At 46.0% G+C, this 22975-nt stretch carries 17 protein-coding genes; 12 read left to right on the forward strand and 5 right to left on the reverse strand.

The window, feature by feature from the left end; translation table 11 throughout:
- Positions 1–40 precede the first annotated feature (40 nt).
- The 5 genes from argB to NJD71_RS00130 all read right to left on the reverse strand — a co-directional run bounded on the left by argB (position 41) and on the right by NJD71_RS00130 (position 7283).
- Positions 41–943 (reverse strand): acetylglutamate kinase, encoded by a 903-nt coding sequence (gene argB, locus NJD71_RS00110; RefSeq protein WP_319049905.1) that lies wholly within the window; start codon positions 941–943, stop codon positions 41–43.
- Between the two features lie 84 nt (positions 944–1027).
- Positions 1028–2953, reverse strand: a complete 1926-nt coding sequence (locus tag NJD71_RS00115) for a phosphomannomutase (RefSeq protein WP_319049906.1) — start codon at positions 2951–2953, stop codon at positions 1028–1030.
- Positions 2954–3079: 126 nt separating this feature from the next.
- Positions 3080–3544 (reverse strand): dUTP diphosphatase, encoded by a 465-nt coding sequence (gene dut, locus NJD71_RS00120; protein WP_319049907.1) that lies wholly within the window; start codon positions 3542–3544, stop codon positions 3080–3082.
- 175 nt (positions 3545–3719) lie between these two features.
- Positions 3720–5123 carry a magnesium transporter gene (gene mgtE, locus NJD71_RS00125; protein ID WP_319049908.1) on the reverse strand — a complete coding sequence of 468 codons (1404 nt, stop codon included), beginning with the start codon at positions 5121–5123 and terminating at the stop codon, positions 3720–3722.
- 126 nt (positions 5124–5249) lie between these two features.
- A complete protein-coding gene (locus NJD71_RS00130) occupies positions 5250–7283 on the reverse strand; it encodes a UvrD-helicase domain-containing protein (protein ID WP_319049909.1) in 2034 nt (677 codons plus the stop codon).
- 830 nt (positions 7284–8113) lie between these two features.
- On the opposite strand from NJD71_RS00130, the gene ndhC reads away from it, so the two are divergent.
- From ndhC to nuoM, 12 genes are all read left to right on the forward strand, one after another.
- Positions 8114–8737 (forward strand): NADH-quinone oxidoreductase subunit A, encoded by a 624-nt coding sequence (ndhC, locus tag NJD71_RS00135; protein WP_319049910.1) that lies wholly within the window; start codon positions 8114–8116, stop codon positions 8735–8737.
- A gap of 186 nt (positions 8738–8923) precedes the next feature.
- Positions 8924–9592: a NuoB/complex I 20 kDa subunit family protein gene (locus NJD71_RS00140; RefSeq protein ID WP_319049911.1), complete on the forward strand. Its 669-nt coding sequence runs from the start codon at positions 8924–8926 to the stop codon at positions 9590–9592.
- A 132-nt stretch (positions 9593–9724) separates the two neighbouring features.
- Entirely contained in the window at positions 9725–11500 is a 1776-nt protein-coding gene (gene nuoC / locus NJD71_RS00145; RefSeq protein WP_319049912.1) for an NADH-quinone oxidoreductase subunit C/D, read from the forward strand.
- Between the two features lie 152 nt (positions 11501–11652).
- Complete coding sequence (nuoE, locus tag NJD71_RS00150) at positions 11653–12162, forward strand: NADH-quinone oxidoreductase subunit NuoE (protein WP_201555956.1); 510 nt, start codon at positions 11653–11655, stop codon at positions 12160–12162.
- Entirely contained in the window at positions 12159–13583 is a 1425-nt protein-coding gene (gene nuoF / locus NJD71_RS00155; RefSeq protein ID WP_319049913.1) for an NADH-quinone oxidoreductase subunit NuoF, read from the forward strand. The genes nuoE and nuoF overlap by 4 nt, the downstream gene beginning before the upstream one ends.
- 10 nt (positions 13584–13593) lie before the next feature.
- The gene (gene nuoG / locus NJD71_RS00160) at positions 13594–16668 is read left to right on the forward strand and encodes an NADH-quinone oxidoreductase subunit NuoG (RefSeq protein WP_319049914.1); all 3075 of its coding nucleotides are present in this window, start codon (positions 13594–13596) and stop codon (positions 16666–16668) included.
- A gap of 1 nt (position 16669) precedes the next feature.
- Positions 16670–17713, forward strand: a complete 1044-nt coding sequence (nuoH, locus tag NJD71_RS00165) for an NADH-quinone oxidoreductase subunit NuoH (protein ID WP_319049915.1) — start codon at positions 16670–16672, stop codon at positions 17711–17713.
- Positions 17714–17771: 58 nt separating this feature from the next.
- Positions 17772–18320: an NADH-quinone oxidoreductase subunit NuoI gene (gene nuoI / locus NJD71_RS00170; RefSeq protein ID WP_010198902.1), complete on the forward strand. Its 549-nt coding sequence runs from the start codon at positions 17772–17774 to the stop codon at positions 18318–18320.
- A complete protein-coding gene (gene nuoJ / locus NJD71_RS00175) occupies positions 18317–19060 on the forward strand; it encodes an NADH-quinone oxidoreductase subunit J (RefSeq protein WP_319049916.1) in 744 nt (247 codons plus the stop codon). Before nuoI ends, nuoJ begins: the two co-directional genes overlap by 4 nt.
- 98 nt (positions 19061–19158) lie before the next feature.
- On the forward strand, positions 19159–19467 hold the full coding sequence (gene nuoK, locus NJD71_RS00180) for an NADH-quinone oxidoreductase subunit NuoK (protein WP_025653102.1): 309 nt from the start codon (positions 19159–19161) through the stop codon (positions 19465–19467).
- Positions 19468–19471: 4 nt separating this feature from the next.
- A complete protein-coding gene (gene nuoL, locus NJD71_RS00185; protein ID WP_319049917.1) occupies positions 19472–21346 on the forward strand; it encodes an NADH-quinone oxidoreductase subunit L in 1875 nt (624 codons plus the stop codon).
- A 3-nt stretch (positions 21347–21349) separates the two neighbouring features.
- Positions 21350–22975, forward strand: a complete 1626-nt coding sequence (nuoM, locus tag NJD71_RS00190; RefSeq protein WP_319049918.1) for an NADH-quinone oxidoreductase subunit M — start codon at positions 21350–21352, stop codon at positions 22973–22975.

Here is a 22975-nt window from a genome sequence, read left to right on the forward strand (position 1 = left end):
TTTATTGATAGCTGATAATAGGCATATTTTGTGAGTCTAATTATGCATCTATCTCACGGCTGATTAGGGTGCCAACACCTTCATTAGTGAAAATCTCCAACAAGGTCGCGTGAGGTACACGGCCATCGACGATAACGGCACTTTTAACACCGCTACGTACCGCATCAAGCGCACACTGAATTTTAGGAATCATACCACCTGAGATCGTACCGTCTTCGATGAGACCATCGACTTTCTTTGGCGTCAGTCCAGTGACCACTTCACCATCACGGCCCAGTACGCCTTTGATATTGGTTAGCAGCATCAGCTTCTCGGCTTGCAAAAACTCTGCGACTTTTCCTGCGACCAGATCCGCGTTGATGTTGTAGGTATTGCCTTCTTTATCAACGCCAAGCGGTGCGATAACAGGAATAAAGTCAGAGGCAATCAGCATATTGATCACATCTTTATTGACACTCACCACATCACCGACAAACCCTAAATCAACAGGAACAGCGATACCATCTGCGCCTATTTTTTCCATCATCAGTTTCTTTGCTTGAATCAAATTGGCATCTTTACCGGTCAGACCGATCGCGCGCCCGCCATGCTTATTGATTAAGCTAACAATGGATTTGTTGACACTACCGCCCAACACCATCTCTACAACATCCATAGTGCTTTTGTCGGTGACACGCATCCCATCGATACGGTCTGATTGACGCCCTAATTCTTTGAGCAGATTATCGACCTGTGGACCGCCACCATGAACGACTACTGGATGCATACCCACAGTTTTTAGTAAGACGATATCGCGAGCAAATGAGCTTTCAAGCTCAGGGTCAGTCATCGCATTGCCACCATATTTCACCACGATGAGCTTATCAACAAAACGCTGGATATAAGGTAACGCTGTGGTTAATACCTCAGCAGTGTTTTTGGCATCATCTAAATTAAGCGTCATTATGAACTCCTAAGGGCAGTGTTGAGTGGGTTGTTTTTGTTATGTCTACTGTGTCTAGCAAGATAACGATATGATTGTGTATGGTTACTCAGCAGGCATAGTAACGATCTGTTGTGCTAGGGCTGCGCTAAATGGTCGGCATAGAGCCGCAAACGTTGCTTGAATGTCTCTCAGGTCGTCCATACTATCGCCTGCAAAGCGTGCAGTTAGATTATTGCTGGTGTTTGATTGGCGCAATACCCCAAACCCATGTGCAAAGTCCAAGCGTATACCATCAATGCAATTCAGCTTAGTTCCTATTGGGAATAAACTCTTGGCTTGCCCAACTGTTATGTATGATCTGACTGTGGCGCAGGCACATATTGATGACTTGCATAAGGCAGTTGGTAGATGAGCAGCTTTTAAGGGTTGTTCAGGCTTATTGATAGAGTGGCTAACAGAGTCGTTCGTAGAATCAGTATCGATAGATGTACCAACCAGATGCTGCAAGTAGGTACAGAAACTCGTCAATTGCTCCATAATTGTACAATCTGTCATAGTCGCCTGCGGTATTGGTAGATAATGGTCAGCGGTACTGACCATCGCAGGCAGGCGTTGCATAATATCTGTCAGAGATTTTTTATTGTTAAGTGCATTACGAGACTGGTCAAACCGATGCAGCAGCCGTAATGCAGCGTACATCGCATCATCATAAGCAATAAAACGACTGTCATTGAAAATAAAATGTCCCGATAATTCACCAGCGAAAACAATTTGACTGTCAGGGTGTTGTATCTGTTGGCGCATAAAGCTGCTGCCTGTCTTGCTGATCACAGGCGTGGCATTGAGGTCGACCAGTAGCTTGGGTAAATGATGGGTACATTTGACATCGAACAGCACTTCAGGTGCTAGTAAGGAATCAAGTAGAGGTTTGGGATGCTCAGTGAGCGCAATACGTGCCAAAAAGTAGAGCAAATAATCAGGAGTGACCACTTTGCCTTCATTGTCGACGACTACCAAACGATCACCATCACCATCAAAAGCCAGACCCATATCTGCATTGTGAGAAATGACAGCTTGTTGCAACTCGGTTAGACGGTTAGGCTCGGAAGGGTCAGGGTTGCCCAATGGAAAGCTGCCATCTGGCGTACCATTGAGAACAATGACTTGCTGACAAAAACGCTCAAACAAGCGCTGAGTGATGTTGCCTGTAGCACCATGCATACAGTCAATGACTATGATTAAATCAAGGTTGAGAGGGTTTTTTGGTGTTTTTGTAGTTGCTATTTGACCGTGGCTTGTCTGATTGTGAATTGTCTGTGTGTGCTGAGACAGCTGCTTAAATACTTTTTCGATAGCCGTGATATAAGTATCTGCAACTTGCCCGGCAGGTAGCTCTGTTAGCAAATTGTTCGATGACTCGGTATCGAGGACAGTGTCTGTAAAGCTTGAGTCTAAGGCGACTTTGTTAGATTGATTTTTAGATGAGTAATGATTGTGATGGGCAATCAGTTGTTGATACAGGGTTTGTATCTCTGAGCTGCTTGGGGATTTATGATTGACTAGCCACTTGATGCCCAATACATCTTTGGCAGAATGGCTGGCAGTCACCATGATACCATGACCCTGATACTGCTCTGACCAAAATGCCATCATTGGCGTGGTAATGAGCCCCAGCTGAATAACACGTAAGCCTCTCTCTATCAGGGTGGTAGATAGTGCGCGAGCAATCGTCTCACTGCCAACACGCATGTCGTAACCGATAACGACAATATTTGTAATAATATTATCTTTAATGCCATTGCTCTCACTCCGAGCACCTTGCTTAGTAATTACAGTGCTGTTTTTACAGTCATCCATATCAGCAACCATGACCGCATCATTATGCTGAGCCAGCTGGCGGTCTTGGGAATTATAGAGATGCGCAAAAGCATATCCCAATGCTTGTACAAACTCGTTTGTAAAATACTGATACGACCCACGGATATCATAAGCACGAAATAAGAAATGCTGAGTCGCAAAAAATGACATTGCTTACACTCCTTATTTCCGTAATTATGGTGAGATGATAAGTAAGATAAAAATGAGATAGACTAAGAGTTAGTCAATGCTATCCAAAGAAACGCTAGTCACTATCCAAAAAACTGCCTGTTTGAGCTACTGACGACCTGAGTGTCCGAACCCACCAGCACCGCGTACGCTTTCATCACTGAATTCTGCGACGACTTCAAACGCAGGACGGGCAATAGGAACGACAATATACTGTGCCATACGTTCTGCTGGATTAAGTACAAAGTCATTTTCGCTACGGTTCCAAACACTGACCATCAGCTCACCTTGGTAGTCAGCATCAATAAGCCCAACCAAGTTACCCAAGACGATACCGTGCTTATGACCGAGACCTGAGCGCGGTAGGATCATGCCCGCATAATTAGGATCTTGGATATAGACCGCAAGGCCTGTACCGATCAAATGGGTTTCGCCTGCTTTGATGGTCAAGGCCTCATCGATACAAGCACGCAGATCGATACCAGCACTGCCGTCGGTTGCACGAGTCGGTAGAGAGAACGCTTCATCTTCAGTAATTTTAGGGTTTACGACTTTAACTTGTACAGCCTGCATAACGCACTCACTTAATGGTTTGATAGTTTCTATATTTTAGTTTCTAGATCTTAGTTTTTAGAGTTTAACTCTTAGATTTCAGTTTATAGATTACGATGTTAAAAAGTTATTCAACGTTTTTAGATAAATTATAGTGTTATATTTTAGACAGACAACTGACTATTCGATAGTTTAACTAAAGTATCAGTACACTCGCCAAACCCAAGAATGACATAAAGCCGACGATATCCGTCACGGTCGTTAGAATTACTGAGGCGGACAACGCAGGATCGATATTCATGCGTTTTAGCATCAGCGGTATACTAATCCCTGAGACATTAGCCGCAGTCATATTAATCGCAATGGCAAAGCCAATGACGGCACTAATCTTGATATCATGAAACCATAATTGAGCGATAAACGCCATGATTATCGCCCAAATGATACCGTTTATCGCACCCACCCACAGCTCTTTGTTGAGTAGCCAGACTCGGTTAGAACCACCGATTTGACCCATTGCCATACCGCGTATGACGACGGTCAATGTCTGTGAGCCTGCAATACCGCCCATACTGGCAACCACAGGCATCAATATCGCTAGCGCCACCACCTGTGCCAATACTTCCTCGAACTGTCCAATCACTGCTGCCGCTAAAAGCGCGGTACATAAGTTAATGCCCAGCCAGACGCTACGGCTTTTGGCACTGGTTAAGATAGGCGCAAACAGCTCTTCATCTTGACTAACACCAGCGAGGTTTTTCATGGTGCTATCGACATCATCTTGGATAATTTCCATGATGTCCTCGCCATTTAGCTGTCCAACCAGTTCACCATGGCTATTAATCACTGGGGCAAAGCGGATGTCTTCTGAACGAAAGATGGCAGCGGCATCTTGGATGTCTAAGCGATCGTTAATCGTAATGGCGGTATCAATCAGCTCTGAGACTAGGGTGCTCTGCTTATGCTTGATCAAATCCACTAGGCTCAATAGACCGAGTAATTGCTGGCTTTGATCAACCACTAGCAGCTCTTGGCTTTCGTCATCAAGTAAATCGTCGTTTTGGCGCAGCCAATCTTGTACATCAGACAGATAGATATCATCTCTTATTTGGATAATATCAGGATCCATATAGCTGCCAACTTCCCAGTCGTTGTATGTATCAAGTTTATTGACTTGGACACGCGTCTCTTCGTCCAGCGTTGCCATCACTGAGGTACGGACGCTCTCAGTCACGGTATCTAGAATCTCAGAGATATCCTGAGCATCGAGGTCTTGAGTAAATAATGAGATCTCTTGAGAAGAGATGTTCTCCATCAACGGCTGGCGAGTATCGTACTCGAGCTCAGCAAGCACTTCACCCTTGATGCTCTCTGGTACTTGCTCCCAGATGAGTAAACGGTTCTGGGTAGGGAACGACTCTAGTAAGCTTGCAATCTCATATTCAGACTGCTTTTCTAAAAAATCGGTGATTGCTTCATATGCTTTATCGGCCACCAAATCCTGCAAATACAGCAGTTTATATTCGGCGCTGTATTCAGCTGGATTGTAATCGCCTGGAAGTGTCGATGGTCGTTCCTGCTCGGGCGTCGGGGTAGGCATAAGGGATCCCATATTTTTAGAAAGGTGAAATAACTATAGCCCAATCATGTGTCAACGATTGCAGCGTGCCGCTTGCCAAATGCACTCAGCCAACGATATGTGCTGCCAATACTACTAGTGCTAATGTTAGCGTTTACCGAGTAGCGCTCGAATATTGGCCAAGTATTCATCAGCGACAGCCTCTGGGTCTTTGGTCGCTTTTTTCTTTTTCGCTTTGGCGGGCCAATCAATATGATCTTCAGGCAACTCGTCCAAAAACCGAGACTCAGAGGTGACACGCATTTGTCCACCAGCACGGCGCTGGGTTGCAAGCGTCAATGTCAGCTCGCGACGCGCACGAGTAATCCCTACATACATCAGACGACGTTCTTCTTCGACTGTCTCGCTCATGATAGAGTTGCGATGCGGTAGCATCTCTTCCTCAAGCCCCATAATATAGACAAAATCAAACTCCAAGCCTTTTGCCGCATGCAAGGTCATCAAGTTGACTTTGTTGGTGTTCTCTTCTTCTTGCTGTTGTTCGAGCATATCGAGCAAAACCAGCTTACGAATGATGGTATCAATCGTCCGGTCTTCGTCTTCTTCCGCGCGATTAATCAATGACTGAATACTGGTATACAGCATATCGATATTATCAATGCGGTTTTTTTCTTGCTGCGGTGTTTTAGCATCGCTACGGACAAAATCAATATAGCCCGTTTCATCAATCATTTGACGCACGATTGGTACAGGATCAGGGTGCTGATCCAGCTCACGTGTATAGTGCTCAATGAACTCACCAAACTCTTTTATTGTGCCATAAGCTTTGGAAGGTAGCACATGGCTTAAACCCGCATGAGTACAGGAAGCCAGTAGCGATATACTGTGTTCTTGTGCAAATAAGCCGAGCTTTTCGAGCGTGGCAGGTCCCATACCGCGCTTAGGGGTATTAATAATCCGCAAAAACGCACTGTCATCTTCAGGATTCAAGATCAGACGCAGATAGCCCATGATGTCTTTGATTTCACTACGGGCAAAGAAAGACTGCCCACCCGATAATTTATAAGGAATTTGCAGCTGGCGCAGTTGCGCCTCTAGCATGCGTGCCTGAAAGTTACTGCGGTATAGCACTGCATATTGCTCCCACTCATTGCCAAAGCGCAATTTGTGCGTGACGATTTCTTTAGCGACGCGCTCCGATTCGTCATCGTCATTACGGCAGTTGATGATTCGAATCTTTTCACCTTGGCCCTTATCTGACCACAGTTTCTTTTCAAATAAATGCTCGTTGTTGGTAATAACCGCGTTGGCCGAGGTCAAAATACGCGTGGTCGAGCGGTAATTTTGTTCCAGCATGACGATTTTTAGTTTTGGAAAATCTTCTTTTAGCAGCGCCATGTTTTCAGGTTTTGCCCCGCGCCATGCGTAGATAGACTGATCGTCATCACCCACCACGGTAAATCGCCCTTGCGGCCCAACCAGATTTTTAATCATTTCGTACTGAGCGGTATTGGTATCTTGATACTCATCGACTAATAGATAACGAATGCGGTTTTGCCACTTGTCACGTAGCTCTCTATTTTCACGTAAAATCTTGGTAGGCAATACAATCAGGTCATCAAAATCAACGGCATTATACGCGCGCAAGTTACGCTCATAAAGCGCATATAACGTCGCAAAAATCATCTCTTCTGGATCGTCTAGCGTTTCCATCGCCTGATCAGGCTCGACCAAATCGTTTTTCCAGTCAGAGATCATCTTGATGGCTTTGCCAACGAGCTCGCGACTTTCAGCACCACTCAAGTTATCGCGCATCATGAGCTCCATGAGCAAACGCTTACTGTCGTCACTGTCCATGATAGAAAAATTGCCCTTAAGCGGGGTATGAATCAACTCATAGCGCAAAAACTGGAGACCAAATTGGTGAAAGGTCGATACCGTTAGACCGCGCATTTTTTCACTTGGTAGTAGTTTACTGACACGCGCTTTCATTTCACGTGCTGCTTTATTGGTAAAGGTCACCGCCGTGATACGCTCAGCTGGCATATCACACTCTTGGATCAAGTAAGCGATCTTACGCGTGATCACCGAGGTCTTACCGGAGCCTGCACCTGCAAGGACGAGTAGGGGACCAGATACGTAGAGCATGGCCTCGGATTGTTTGGGATTGAGTTGACTCATAACGTGACCTGTAAGACAAAAGCAAAAAGAGGGTAGCACTGATATCGCACAAATAGATGAACACGACGCGTCTCACCAAAATCAATATCGTAGCGACAGTTGAATACTATTTATTGTTGGATACTATGTATTATAAGAATAATTGAGTTTAAGGTCTGATAGTAAAATACCATCAAAATCAGGTGGGTTATTATAAAGCAAAAATAGCTCCTTTGGGGGAGGAGTTGGTTAGTGAAATAAGAGTGCTTGATCAACTAAGTTTTGATAAATACCGTAGCAAGATACGAGCATAGTCAAAAGTATGGATTTGGGGTTAATATAAGGTAAAGTCCATATCATAATTCATAGTAAAAAAAACACATTTTTTTTACACAGAAAGTGACCGTTCAATACAGTTAAAAACTAGCTTTTAGGCACTGATATGCGTATAGTACGTAAATAATTTATGCCAGTTGTCACGCCATTATTGACCACGTGTAATGAGCTATTAAATCAATTAAATACGCAGCCAGATATTATATTGATTTAATACGTTGATCTTACGTTGTTAGAAGATGCGTTGGGCGACCAGCCTTTGTCCGCGTGCATTCCGGAATCTCTACAGTTGGTCATGTCTGACATCGTCGTCAATACGCTTGATAATTGGTTATTACCAGCAAAATACCTAACATGTGACTCAATGACAGTTACTTAAACTCAGTGACAAATGCTTAAATGCAATGACAGTCGCTTTGTGTTTTCGTCTACGTTATACCTGTCGTGAGGCGACCTTCGTAGGTCAGTACTTGCGCTGTGTATGACACTCGATTGGGTGAGGAGCACGTATTATCATGTCTGCTTTTAATTGGTCAGCAGTTGCTTTTATCTTAGCCGCCATTGGGCTAGTTGTCTTTATGCTGGTTGTACCGCGTTTGCTTGGTGGCCGCTCTCAAGGCTCACAAAAAGAAGAAATATTTGAAGCGGGTGTTGTCGGATCTGGCAACGCCCGTATTCGTTTGTCTGCTAAATTCTATCTTGTAGCGATTTTCTTTGTTATCTTTGATTTAGAAGCGCTATATCTCTACGCTTATGCTGTTTCAGTAAGAGAGGCTGGCTGGCTTGGTTTTGCCGCCGCTGCTACCTTTATCACTATCCTAATTATTGGTCTGATCTATGAGCTCAGCTTGGGTGCGATGAATTGGGCACCTGCAGATAAGCTACGCAAAAAAGTACGCTTACATGCCGCTCCTGCTGGCTTTAATCTGGCAGACATTACCAAGTTTGATGGCGCTCACGAATTGATGGTCGATCCTACCGGTAAGGTGCCAGCACAGTCATCAGGACAAATCAATGTCTCAAACAATATTGAGGCCAATCGCCGTCATCTACAAAACATTGATCATATCAATACGACAGGTAATGTGACTACTGTAGATTTTGCGACGTCTGCTCAACGAGACAAGACTGAGCGTTAGCACTAGCTGATGATTTTGGCTCGTAGCATTTGTCACAATGGGCAGCAAGATATAAAGACGGTAGTCGGTTTTATCAACGATCACCGATGATCAGATATTTATGATCAGATACTCAATAATAAAAGTTATGGCAATAGCGCAATTAAGCTGACTGCTACGCCAAACTTAATATGAAGGTTGTATGTTATGAAATACACATTAACAAAAGCCAACCCTGATGCAGATACCTATCCTGCACAGACCAGCCAAACGGTCAATGATCCTATCGAAGACGAAGTCAATAAAAACGTCTTTATGGGTCGCCTAGAAGATCTTGTTCATTCAACAGCAAATTGGGGGCGCAAGCACTCACTATGGCCATTTAACTTTGGTACGTCTTGTTGTTATGTCGAATATGCCACTACCTTAACTGCTGTTCATGACTTGTCACGCTTTGGGGCAGAGGTTATCCGTGCGTCACCTCGTCAAGCAGACGTGATGATCGTCGCCGGTACTTGCTTCGTCAAAATGGCCCCTGTTATCCAGCGTCTTTATGAGCAAATGCTCGAGCCAAAATGGGTCATCTCTATGGGCGCCTGTGCCAACTCGGGCGGTATGTATGATATCTACTCGGTCGTACAAGGCGTGGATAAGATTATCCCTGTTGATGTGTATGTGCCTGGCTGTCCGCCGCGTCCAGAAGCGTTGATTCAAGGTTTGATGTTACTGCAAGAATCGATCACTAAAGAACGTCGTCCATTGGGCATTCACGTCAATGAACAAGGGGTCTATCAACCTCAGATGACACCTGAACGTGACCGTAAGCAGGCAGACCGTATCGCTGTCAAAAACTTACGTAGCCCAGATAGTATTTAGGTTTTAAACAGCATTTAGACTTGTAGTAATAGTTTTAATATTTTATGCGCTTATCATAGTTCGGTTATGATTAACATAGCTCAGTTATGGTTGACATAGTTCAGTTATGATTAATGAAGGAATACATCATTCATGGTCACGGTAGTCGAAAACACAGATCCTAGGATCAAGCCCGTCCCAGCAGTCATTACAGAGCTGGAGCAGAAGTACGCTGGTAAATTTGTTGTGCAGCACACTGTGGATGAGATTCCAACGGTTTGGGTGGCTCGTGCAGACTTATTAGACGTTCTCTTGTTCCTACGCAAATTGCCCAAGCCCTATGTCATGCTATTTGATTTGTCAGCGATAGATGAGCGCTTGCGTCAGCACAGAGCGGGTTTGCCTGACAGTGATTTTACCGTTTTTTACCATTTAATGTCGCTTGAGCGCAATAGTGATATACGTGTCAAAGTCGCACTGAGCGAAGACGATCTCAACGTGCCAAGCGCTACCAATATTTGGCCAAACGCCAACTGGTATGAGCGCGAAGTATGGGATATGTTCGGTATTGTCTTTAGCGGCCATCCGCATTTGACCCGTATTTTATTGCCAAAATACTGGGAAGGGCATCCACTGCGTAAAGAGTATCATGCACGTGCGACTGAGTTTACTCCGTATTTCTTGAACACGGCCAAGCAGCAATACGAACAAGAAAACCTGCGTTTTGTCCCAGAAGAGTGGGGTATGAAGCGTTCAGGTCGCGATGAGGACTTTATGTTCTTGAACATCGGCCCTAACCATCCCTCTGCTCATGGTGCGTTTCGTTTGGTGCTACAGCTTGATGGCGAAGAAGTCGTCGACTGTATCCCTGATATCGGCTATCACCATCGCGGCGCCGAAAAGATGGCTGAGCGCCAAACGTGGCACTCATTCATTCCTTATACCGACCGTATTGATTATCTTGGCGGTGTGATGAATGAGCTGCCGTACATCATGTCGGTCGAAAAGCTTGCTGGGATTACCATTCCACCTCGCGCCGAAACTATCCGTGTGATGATGAGTGAGTTTTTCCGAATCACCAACAATTTGCTATACGTTGGTACGTTCATTCAGGATGCGGGCGGCATGACGCCTGTATTCTATATGTTTACCGATCGCCAAAAAGCCTATGACGTTATCGAGGCGGTGACTGGCTACCGTATGCATCCTGCTTGGTTCCGTATCGGTGGTACGGCGGCTGACTTGCCACGTGGTTGGCAGCGTCTGGTTCGTGAATTCTTAGATTGGATGCCGAAACGCTTGGATGAGTATGTCAAAGCAGCATTACAGAACAGCGTACTCAAAGGCCGTACCCAAGGCGTTGCTCAGTACAACGCCAAGCAAGCATTGGCTTGGGGTGTGACAGGTGCGGGACTGCGTGCGACTGGTGTGGACTTTGATTTGCGTAAAGCACGTCCGTATATGGGCTATGAAAATTACGATTTTGAAGTACCCGTTGGTTACAACGGTGATGCGTATGATCGCTGTATGGTAAAAGTTGAAGAGATGCGCCAGTCATTACGTATCATTCGTCAATGTATGGACAACATGCCACAAGGCCCTTACAAAGCGGATCATCCACTCGCTGTGCCACCGCCAAAAGACCGTACGCTAAATGATATTGAGACATTGATTAACCACTTCATCTCAGTATCTTGGGGTCCTGTGATGCCAGCGGGTGAGTGTGCGACAATCGTCGAGGCGACCAAAGGTCTGAACAGTTATTACATCACCTCAGACAAAGCCACGATGAGCTATCGTACACGTATTCGTACACCAACATTTGCGCATATACAACAGATGCCATCGGTCATTAATGGATCGCTTGTTTCTGACGCCATTATGTATTTAGCATCGATAGATATTGTGATGGCAGATTGTGATCGTTAAAGATGCCAGTAAGTCTTAAAGAATAGTTGTTTATCAATATATTATTGCCTGATGGCACACCAAAATGCTGTCACTTTTCGATATAACCCAGTTGCAATGAGACTGATATTGTCTAGTGATAGAGCAGGATGAGTGAGGAAAGATAGAAGATTATGAAAATTGTTTCCGACAAAATGCCAAAAGTAGATGTAGAGAGCATCCTCACCACTGAGGAAATTGCTGCCATTCATGAGTTTATGCATCATTACCCGCAAGCACGTGCCGCCTCGCTAGATGCACTTAAAATCGTGCAAAAGCGTAATGGCTGGGTTGATGACGCCCAGGCAAACGCTATTGCCAATATCCTAGACATTCCGATGTCAGATATGGATGGGGTTGCGACTTTCTTTAACCGTATCTACCGTCAGCCGGTCGGTCGTCATGTGATTCTGATCTGTGACTCTGTAGCTTGTTACTTGACAGGTTATGAGGCGCTATCAGCTGAAATTAGATCGCAGCTGGGTATCGAATACGGTCAGACAACTGCTGATGGTCGATTTACGCTATTGCCAATTTGCTGCTTAGGAAACTGCGACAAAGGCCCGGCAGTACTGATTGACGAAGACACTTACGGCCCTGTTCAACCCTCCGAGGTCGCGCAACTATTGGAGATATACGCATGAGTTTAACGATTTCAGAGCAGATTGCTCGTCGCGGTCAAGGTCAAGCACCAAGCCAGCTAAATGCACAGCGTGTTCCAATCTATGGCGATAAAGCCACAGCGACTAGCGAAACCAAGCCATTGACGTGGCGCCTAGCGCACCATGACGCCGTGCTTGATCTAGCCACTTATGAGTCCCTAAAAGGCTTTACGGGTCTGAAAGAAGCGCTATCTAAATCGCCTAAAGATGTCGGCAATATGATTAAAGCCGCCAATGTCCGCGGTCGCGGCGGTGCGGGTTTTAATGCGGGTCTGAAATGGTCATTTATGTCACCGCCAGATGGTCTACCGCGTTATCTCATCTGTAATGCTGATGAGATGGAGCCAGGCACGTTCAAAGATCGTCTACTGATGGAACGTCTACCGTTTCAGCTTATCGAAGGGATGCTCATTACCGCTCATGCTATTGGTGCGACGGACGGCTATATCTTTATCCGCGGTGAGTACATCTTGGCCGCTGAGCGTTTGGTGACTGCTATCGAAGAATGCTTGGCCAATAATCTGATGGGCGACAATATTTTAGGCTCAGACTTTAGCTTTAACTTGCATGTGCATACTGGCGCTGGACGTTATATCTGCGGTGAGGAAACGGCGTTAATTAACTGTTTAGAAGGTCGCCGTGCCAACCCACGTACTAAACCACCGTTTCCGCAAATCTCTGGTGCATGGGGTCGTCCAACCGTCGTCAACAACGTTGAAACGCTGTGCAATATGCCAGCGATTATGAACCATGGCGTCGAGTGGTATCAGTCATTATCTGAAATCAAAGGCAAAAGTAAAACGCCGGGCACCAAGCTATTTGGCTGCTCAGGATTGGTTAATGACCCAGGTCTATGGGAATTACCATTTGGTTATACGGCTCGCGAAATCATCGAAGATTTGGCAGGCGGTATGAAAGATGGCAAAACCCTCAAAGCGTGGCTGCCGGGTGGCGCCTCAACAGACTTTTTGACTACTGAGCATTTAGATGTGGTGGTGGATTTTGACACCATTCAAAACGCTGGTAGCCGTATGGGTACTGGTCTGATTATGGTCGTCGATGAATCACAAGACATGGTGCCATTACTACGCAACCTTGAGATTTTCTTTCAGCGTGAGTCATGCGGTTGGTGTACACCATGCCGTGATGGTCTGCCTTGGGGTGTCAAACTGCTCACTGCCATCAATGATGGTGAAGGGCAAGTGGGCGATGTCGAAAAACTAGAAGGCCTGACGCGTGACTTATGGATTGGTAAAACATTCTGTGCGCATGCGCCAGGTGCGATGGAGCCACTAATGAGTGCGATTAAATATTTCCGTCCAGAGTTTGATCAAAAAATCGCGCAGGCGGTTGGTGTCGATGTTATTGATGCGGCAGCCAACCAACAGCCAGTAGCGAAATAAGGAGAGCGGCATGGCAGTCATACATATTGATGGGACCACTGTCGAAGTAGATAGCAGCGACAACTTACTACAAGCCTGCTTATCACTCGGCATTGATGTGCCGTATTTTTGTTATCACCCAGCCCTTGGCTCAGTAGGCTCGTGCCGTCAGTGCGCGGTCAAGCAATTCCAAAATAAAGATGACATGGAAGCGGGCAAAGGTCGTTTAGTGATGTCCTGTATGGTCGCTCCTGGCGATGATATGTACATCTCTGTGACTGACGATGAAGCCAAAGCATTCCGTAAGTCGATGGTTGAGCTACTCATGACCAACCATCCGCATGACTGTCCAACTTGTGAAGAGGGCGGACATTGTCACTTGCAAGACATGACGTATATGTCAGGTCATAGCCGTCGTCGCTATCGCTTTACCAAGCGCACACATCATAATCAAGAGCTTGGTCCATTCATCGCGCATGAGATGAACCGTTGTATCGCTTGCTATCGCTGTGTACGTTTTTATAAAGACTATGCGGGCGGTGAAGATTTGGGTGTTTATGGCTCAAACAACCGCGTTTACTTTGGCCGTGATAAAGATGGGCAGTTTGAAAGTGAGTTTTCAGGTAACTTGACTGAAGTCTGCCCAACCGGTGTGTTTACTGATAAAACCCACTCTGATCGCTACAATCGTAAGTGGGACATGCAGTATGCGCCTAGCATCTGTCATGGTTGCTCGGCTGGTTGTAATATCTCACCAGGTGAGCGTTATGGTGAATTGCGCCGTATCGAAAACCGCTATAACGGAGAAGTAAACCGTTACTTCTTATGTGACCGTGGTCGCTTTGGTTACGGCTACGTCAACCGCGCGGATCGTCCAACGCAAGCGCTTGAACGTATCAATGATAAGCATGTCAAAATCAATATCGACTATGCACTTGATGAAACCATCAAACGTATCAAAGATAAAAAAGTCATTGGTATTGGCTCACCGCGTGCCAGTCTAGAGACCAACTTTGCGCTAAAAAACCTAGTCGGCTTTGATAACTTTTCAACCGGTCTGAACCATCAGCAGCAAGCACTGGTCAATAAGTGCATAGAAGTGCTGAGCACTGAAGGTATTTATAACCCTAGTATGACCGATATCGAAGCGCACGATGCGGTGCTCGTATTAGGTGAAGACATCACGCAAACCTCATCAAGAGTCGCGCTATCAGTACGCCAAGCGGCAAAAAACGAAGGCTTGAAAATGGCGGCTGCGTTACAGACACAGCCGTGGCTTGCCGAACCAGTTAAACGTATTGCTCAAGATACGCTGAGCCCAGTCTATGTTATCGATGTGACGCAAACCAAGCTAGAAGACATCAGTAAAGTGAGTGTGGTTGCGACTCCCGAAGATATTATTAAACTTGGCTTTAAGGTTGCTGATGAGATTACAAACCTTTCTGACGACTTATCAGAAATAGTAGATCCGCAAGCGGCTGAGCAAGACACTGATACAAGTACTGAAACTGACGGTATGCAAGCATTGGCGCAGCAAATCGCTTATGACTTGATCCAAGCCGATAAGCCATTGGTTGTGTCAGGTAGTAGCCTGTCTTCTACCGCATTGATAGAAGCAGCGGCGCAGATTACCCAAGCGTTGACCCAAAAACGCGCGGCAATCAAAGCGACTGAGCAGCAGCAGGTTGAGGCACATAATGCCAAAGTCAAAGCCCAAGCGCAGTCTGCTAATGATCAGCCTGAAGAAGATAAAGAGCTGTCAGCCAAACCGAACAAGCCTGAAACAGGTGTGGATACAGAAGTGCAGGACGATATAGAACGCGAGCCTGCTGAAAACCTTGAGCTGAAAGAAGTTAATACTAAATACCAAGCGCAAGCAGGTATCTACTTAACGGTTCCTGATGCCAATAGTATGGGTGTCTGTATGCTTGGTGGTCACTCAGTTGAAGAGCTACTCGCCACCGATTATGATGTGGTTGTGGTAGCAGAAAACCAGCTAACAGACGCTATTGATGCTACTAAGCTGACGCAGCTATTGACGGACAAAACAGTCATTGCGTTAGATCATCAGTTGCTTGATTGGCATAAAGACGTCGATATCGTATTGCCAGCGGCTAGCTTTGCAGAGGCTGATGGTACCCTGATATCTGCCGAAGGTCGTGCCCAGCGCTTTTTCCAAGTCTATGACAATAACTACTACCATCCAATGAGTAGTATCAAAGAAGGCTGGCGCTGGATACATGCTGTCCATAGTAGCATCGAAGGTCGTGATGTTGATTGGACGCAGCTTGATGACGTGATTAATGCATTGATCGCAACGCACCCTAAACTTGCAGGTATCAAAGGCGCTGCACCTGAAGCGGACTACCGTATTACTGGTCTTAAGATTGCGCGTCAGCCGCGTCGTTACTCAGGTCGTACCGCCATGCGTGCACCGATTTCAGTACATGAGCCGATGCAGCCAAAAGATTTGGACACAGGTTTAACTTTCTCAATGGAAGGCTATAGCGGTAAAGAAACACCAAGCTCGATGATTCCTTTTGCCAGTGCAGCAGGCTGGAACTCACCGCAAGCATGGAACAAATACCAAGACAAAGTTGGTGGTCATCTAAAAAATGGCGATCCAGGTGTGCGCTTGTTCGATCAGCTAGAGCGTCTAGCCACTCGTCAGTACGTGGCACCAGAGGCTATGTCTGCAAACACCACTGATTTACAACAAGGCCAAGCCAAGCTGGTACCGATCCATAACATCTATGCCAGCTCAATGATGGCATCACGTAGCCCACTTGTCGCAGAGCAACTACCCGTTGCTGCATGGCGCATCGGTATTGATGATGCCAAAGACTGGAATATCGCTGCTGGTGATTACTTGGCGATTGAGATTGATAAACAGCAAATTACTTTGCCAGTACAGTTGGTTGGTTATCTAGCAGAAGGCTGCATCGGCTATCCAGTCGGGCAGGTGAGTATCATTCATCCATCAATGCCAGCGTCGGTACGTAAAGTGGATGCGCCAGTAACGATGATGGGTAGCATGGCTAACGATATGAATAACAATGTGGCTGAGCATATGAGCGCAGCACCGACCACGACACAGGAGGTGTAATATGCAAGTGACTCGTATTATCCCTGATGTGCCAAGATTTTTGGCCAATAGCATTAGCTTTGATGCTTGGTCTATTTTGTTTTTGGTAGGTCAATCGCTAGTCATCTTTTTGGTTGTGGTACTGGTTGCTGCAATGATGATCGTCTATGAGCGCCGCATGCTAGCCTTATGGCAAGACCGTTATGGCCCGAACCGCGTTGGTCCTTTTGGTTCATTGCAGCTCATTGCAGATATGCTCAAAATCTTCTTTAAAGAAGATTGGACACCAAAATTTACCGATAAGTTTATGTTCACGTTGGCGCCTGCGGTTGCCATGTTTACGGCGTTGGCCTCATTTGCCATTATTCCTATCTCGCCGACATTGGGCGTGGTTGATTGGGATATTGGTATTTTGTTTTTCTTTGCCATGGCAGGTATTGCGGTCTATGCCGTGATGTTCGGTGGTTGGGCATCTGCTAATAAATTCTCACTGCTTGGTGGTTTGCGTTCTGCGGCACAGACCATCAGTTATGAAGTGTTTTTGGGCTTATCATTGATGGGCGTGGTGGCGCTGACAGGTTCATTTAACCTGCGCGCCATTGTTGAGGCACAAGCGGACGGTTGGTACATCATTCCGCAGTTTTTTGGCTTTTTGACCTTTGTGGTCGCTGGTGTGGCGGTAACGCACAGACATCCATTTGACCAACCAGAAGCCGAGCAAGAGCTTGCCGAAGGCTACCATGTCGAATATTCGGGCATGAAATTCGGTATGTTCTTCATTGGCGAGTATGTCAACGTTGTCTTGATTTCGGCCTTGATGACTTGCTTGTTCTTTGGTGGTTGGCTGGCACCTTTTAATTTAGATATTCCATTTATTCCACCAGCTTTTTGGTTCATGATTAAAACGCTGTTCTTTATGACATTGTTTGTTTTGGCTCGAGGCTCACTCATGCGTCCGCGTTATGATCAGGTGATGAACTTTGGCTGGAAAGTATGTCTGCCCGTAACCTTGATCAATCTATTGATTACGGCTGCGGTCATTTTGATCTTTTCCCCAACGTTATAGTCATTACTAGTAGTTATCACTGATGAACTAGGGTAAAGCTGATAAGGATAATAATCCCATGTTTACTACCATAAAAAAGACCGTCATTGGTATATTTACCATTGTCCGCAGCATGTGGATGGTCAATAGTCATGCGCTCAGACCGCGTGATACCATCCTTTATCCTGAAGAGCCGGTACCTGTACCGCCGCGTTTTCGTGGACGTATTGTCCTCACGCGCGACCCTGATGGAGACGAGCGCTGTGTTGCCTGTAACTTGTGTGCGGTGGCCTGTCCGGTAGGGTGTATCTCATTACAGAAAGCTGAGCGTGAAGACGGTCGCTGGTATCCAGAGTTTTTTAGAATTAACTTTTCGCGCTGTATTTTTTGCGGATTGTGTGAAGAGGCATGTCCAACGACAGCGATTCAAATGACCCCAGATTTTGAGCTGGGTGAATATAAGCGCCAAGATTTGGTCTATGAAAAAGAGCATTTGCTCATTTCAGGACCAGGTAAATACCCTGATTATAACTATTATCGTGTGACAGGTATGGCGGTAGCGGACAAACCAAAAGGCGCAGCACAAAATGAGTCTGCACCGATTGATCTAAGGAGCTTGCTACCATGATGAATATTTTAAACCATCCTGAACTGGCTGGGTTTTATTCGCTTGCGGCAGTGGCAGTATTTGCCAGTCTGCGCGTGGTGACTCAGGCCAATCCAGTGCATGCTATCTTATCGATGATTGTGTCATTGTTAGCGATTGCTGGCATATTTTTTGTACTAGGTGCGCCGTTTGCTGGTGCGCTAGAAATCGTTGTCTATGCCGGTGCCATTATGGTGCTGTTTGTCTTCGTTATCATGATGCTCAACTTGGGCATGAGTAATGACGAGCGCGAAGAGCGTTGGCTCGATGCAGGCACTTGGGCGATACCGACAGGATTGACGATAATTATTGCCGTTGTGCTCTATGCGATGATTGGTCTCAATCATGATGAAGCCGTCATGATGGGTGGCACGACTATCTCTGCCAAAGCAGTGGGTACGGTGCTATTTACCAAATACATTATGTTGGTTGAAGTAGCAGCATTGCTATTATTGGCAGCCTTGGTCGCCGCTTATCATTTAGGTAAAGAGACAGTCGACGATGAGGTCATCGGTAACGATAGCCAAGACTTTCAGCCGAGCGTGGGCAGTATCAAACAATACGACAATGATAGTATGCTTACACAGCATGATGGCGTAGAAATGGCTAAGCCCTACGAATATAAAGATGTTGACCCGCATGACTATGTAGGTATGAAGGTAGGTACGAGGGCAGGTAGTCAAGTAGGTGCGAATAAAGTTACGCGCAAGGAGTCAGACTAATGGTACTAGCAGCAAGCGTGGCACAAGATGTGTCAAACGTGCCGTTTGCCCACGAGGTGGCAGGCTTAGTACAGCCAGTTGCTGAGGCGCAGAACGTACTGGGTATGATACCCATGAGCCATGGATTGATTTTGGCAGGAATTTTATTTGCCATCGGTCTGTGCGGCGTCATGGTACGACGTAACTTCCTATTCATGCTAATGAGTCTTGAGATCATGATGAATGCGGCAGCATTGGCATTTGTAGTAGCCGGTAGTCGCTGGGTCGATCCAGACGGACAGATTATGTTTATCTTTATTTTGACCTTGGCTGCGGCCGAGGCGTCAATTGGTCTGGCAATATTATTGCGTTTTTATCATCAGCGTGGGCATCTCGATGTCGATAGCGCCAATGAGATGAAAGGATGATGTCATGAGTTTATTACCATTAACCTTTATATTTCCGCTCATTGGCTTTTTGATTTTAGCCTTTATGCGTGACAAATTATCAGAGACGGTCGCAGCGATTGTTGGCGTAGGTAGCATGCTGTTATCAGCACTATGCACGCTGGTGGTTAGCTATACCTTTTTGACCACCAATCCAGCAGGAACGGTCGTACAGGTTCCGCTGTGGACATGGTTCCAAGTGGGCGACTTTGCGCCAAACTTTGGATTAAGCTTTGATGGTCTTGCATTGACCATGACGGGCGTTATCACTGGCATTGGCTTTTTGATTCATCTATTTGCTTCTTGGTACATGAAAGGCGACACTGGCTTTGCGCGCTTCTTTAGCTATATGAATTTATTCGTAGCCAGTATGTTGTTACTGGTGCTAGCAGACGACTTGTTCCTGCTATATCTTGGCTGGGAAGGCGTGGGCATCTGTTCGTATCTATTGATTGGTTATTATTACCACGATAGAGCCAATGGTCTTGCAGCAATGAAAGCCTTTACCGTCACACGTGTCGGTGATGTGTTCTTGGCTTTTGGTTTGTTCTTATTATTCCGCGAGTTCGGTACGCTTAATATCCAAGAGATTATTACGCGTGCGCCGGAAGTGTTTGACATCAACAATCCAACGATGATGCTAACGACCATGATGTTGGTTGGCGGCGCGATGGGTAAATCAGCGCAGTTGCCACTACATACATGGCTTGCTGATGCGATGGCAGGTCCAACACCTGTATCAGCACTTATTCACGCTGCGACGATGGTAACGGCAGGGGTTTATCTGATTGCCCGTTTACATCCATTGTTTGAGCTGACGCCGGGCATCTTGTTGTATTGGGTTGGCGGCGTGGGTGCATTGACGCTTGTCGTTGCTGGATTCTGTGCGCTCGCGCAAACAGATATCAAACGTATCCTTGCTTACTCGACCATGAGTCAGATTGGCTATATGTTTTTGGCGCTTGGCGTGGGGGCATGGCAAGGGGCAATCTTCCATCTAATGACCCATGCTTTTTTCAAAGCATTACTGTTCTTATCGTCAGGTGCGGTCATCCTTGCCGTACATCATGAGCAAGACATCTTTAGGATGGGTGGCCTGCGCAAAAAGATTCCATTGGTGTTTTGGTGTTATATCGTCGGTGGCGGTGCACTCGCTGCGATACCTTGGGTTACCGTTGGCTTTTATTCTAAAGAAGCGATTCTTTGGGAAACTTATGCAACAGGTCACTTAGTACTATTCTATATGGGTGTATTTGGTGCTTTCTTAACCGCGATTTATACGTTCCGTATGATTTGGATCATATTCTTTGGTGAAGAAAAAACCCATGCGCATAAACTATCAGGGGTGTCGTATTGGTTACCGTTGACGGTATTACTCGTGCTATCTACAGCCGTTGGTGCATGGATTACACCGCCACTACAAGGCGTATTGCCGGAGAGTGTGGGTCATCTGTTAGAAGTTGCAGGTCAAGATCACGCTAAGCACACCGCAGAGTATATTGCGATGGGTGCGATGGCAGCAGGTTTGATATTGGCAGCACTATTATACGTCGTCAATAAAGGTCGCATGCTGACCAGCTTTAAGCGCTCACGTATTGGTGGGGCGCTATATCACTGGTGCTACCATGGCCTAGGTTTTGATGCGCTGTATGATGTGATTTTTGTAAAACCCTTTTTGTTCATCGGCCGCTTACTTAAAGCCGACCCTATCGATAAAACGTGGCTAACATTACCTAAACTGGCTTCAGTAGGTAACAAAGTATTGTCTGCGACGCAAACAGGGTCACTTCGAGGTTATGCTACAAGCTTTGGTTTGGGTATGGCTGTATTGCTGGTGCTGGTAATGATGACGGTGGTGTAAAAGATGATTGAATTACAACAAACGTGGATGCTACCAGCATTAATCGCAATTCCCTTTATTGCAGGGTTGCTATGCTGGTTGGTAGAGCGATTTAATAAACGTCTGCCGCGCTGGATTGCCTTAATTGGTATGACGTTGACCTTTGCGTTGTCATTGGTACTTTGGCAGCAAGGTGATTTTAGCGGTATGAGCAAGCAGGTCATTGCGCCAGATGCGGCGGTGCCTTGGGTCGCTGAGTTTAGTGTGCCATGGATACCAAGCTTCGGTATTAGTTTTCATTTAGCATTAGACGGTCTGTCATTGATGATGGTGGCATTGACTGGTTTGCTAGGTGTGGCAGCTGTTGCCTGTTCTTGGAATGAGATTCAGCGCCGTGTTGGTTTTTTCCACCTAAACTTGCTATGGAGTTTGGGCGGCGTCATCGGGGTTTTCCTAGCGATTGACCTATTCTTATTCTTCTTCTTTTGGGAGATGATGTTGGTTCCTATCTATTTCTTGATCGCCATTTGGGGTCATGATGTGGTTGGTAAAACCAAAGAATACGCGGCAACTAAGTTCTTTATTTATACCCAAGCGTCTGGGCTTATCATGCTCATCGGTATCTTGGTGTTGGTCATTATCAGCTATGCCCAAAAAGGGGTAGTAAGCTTTAACTATAATGATCTGCTCGGTACGTCTCTTGGCGGCTGGGAATATCCAATCATGCTGTGCTTCTTTATTGGCTTTGCGGTGAAGCTGCCAATCATTCCTTTCCATGGTTGGTTGCCAGATGCGCATGCACAGGCGCCAACAGCTGGTTCGGTAGATTTGGCAGGTGTTTTGATTAAAACGGCTGCGTATGGTTTGATTCGTTTTGTGTTGCCATTATTCCCAGTAGCGTCACAAGAGTTTGCACCGATAGCAATTACCTTGGGTACGATCGGTATCTTCTATGGTGCGTGGCTCGCCTTTATGCAGACCGATATGAAGCGTTTGCTGGCATATACCAGTATCTCGCACATGGGTTTTGTGGTACTGGCGATCTATGCAGGCACGTTACTCAGCTTACAAGGTCTTATGATTCAGATGCTCGCGCACGGGCTTAGTTCAGCGGCATTATTCATTATGGCAGGACAGTTGTATGAGCGTCTGCATACTCGTGATTTGACGTTGATGGGTGGTATGTGGGGTCAGTTCCGTTACTACGCGCCGATCTTGATGTTCTTCTGTGCCGCATTGCTTGGTATTCCAGGGACAGGTAATTTCATTGGCGAGTTTATGATTTTATTTGGCTCATTTGCTCAGTACCCTGTGTTTGTGGTGTTTGCAACATTCAGCTTGGTATTAGCGGGTCTGTACTCACTTATTTTGATTCATCGCGCATTGTTTGGTGAAAACAACATCGCCGCATTGGCAGAGCGAGAAACCAAGTCACATGGCCTACCTGTTCGTAAACTCAAAGATCTTGGCAAACGCGAGTTGTCACTACTACTAATGCTGGCTGCTGGTTTGGTATGGCTTGGACTATATCCGCAACCATTCCTTGATACGTCAAGTCATGCGATGCAGTGGATCAATAACGCATATATATACAGTCAAGTGACGCAGGTAGATGCATCGCAACTGCTTGATGTAATGGAGGCACGTTAA

The sequence above is a fragment of the Psychrobacter sp. PP-21 genome, assembly GCF_033790785.1.
Lineage (GTDB): Bacteria > Pseudomonadota > Gammaproteobacteria > Pseudomonadales > Moraxellaceae > Psychrobacter.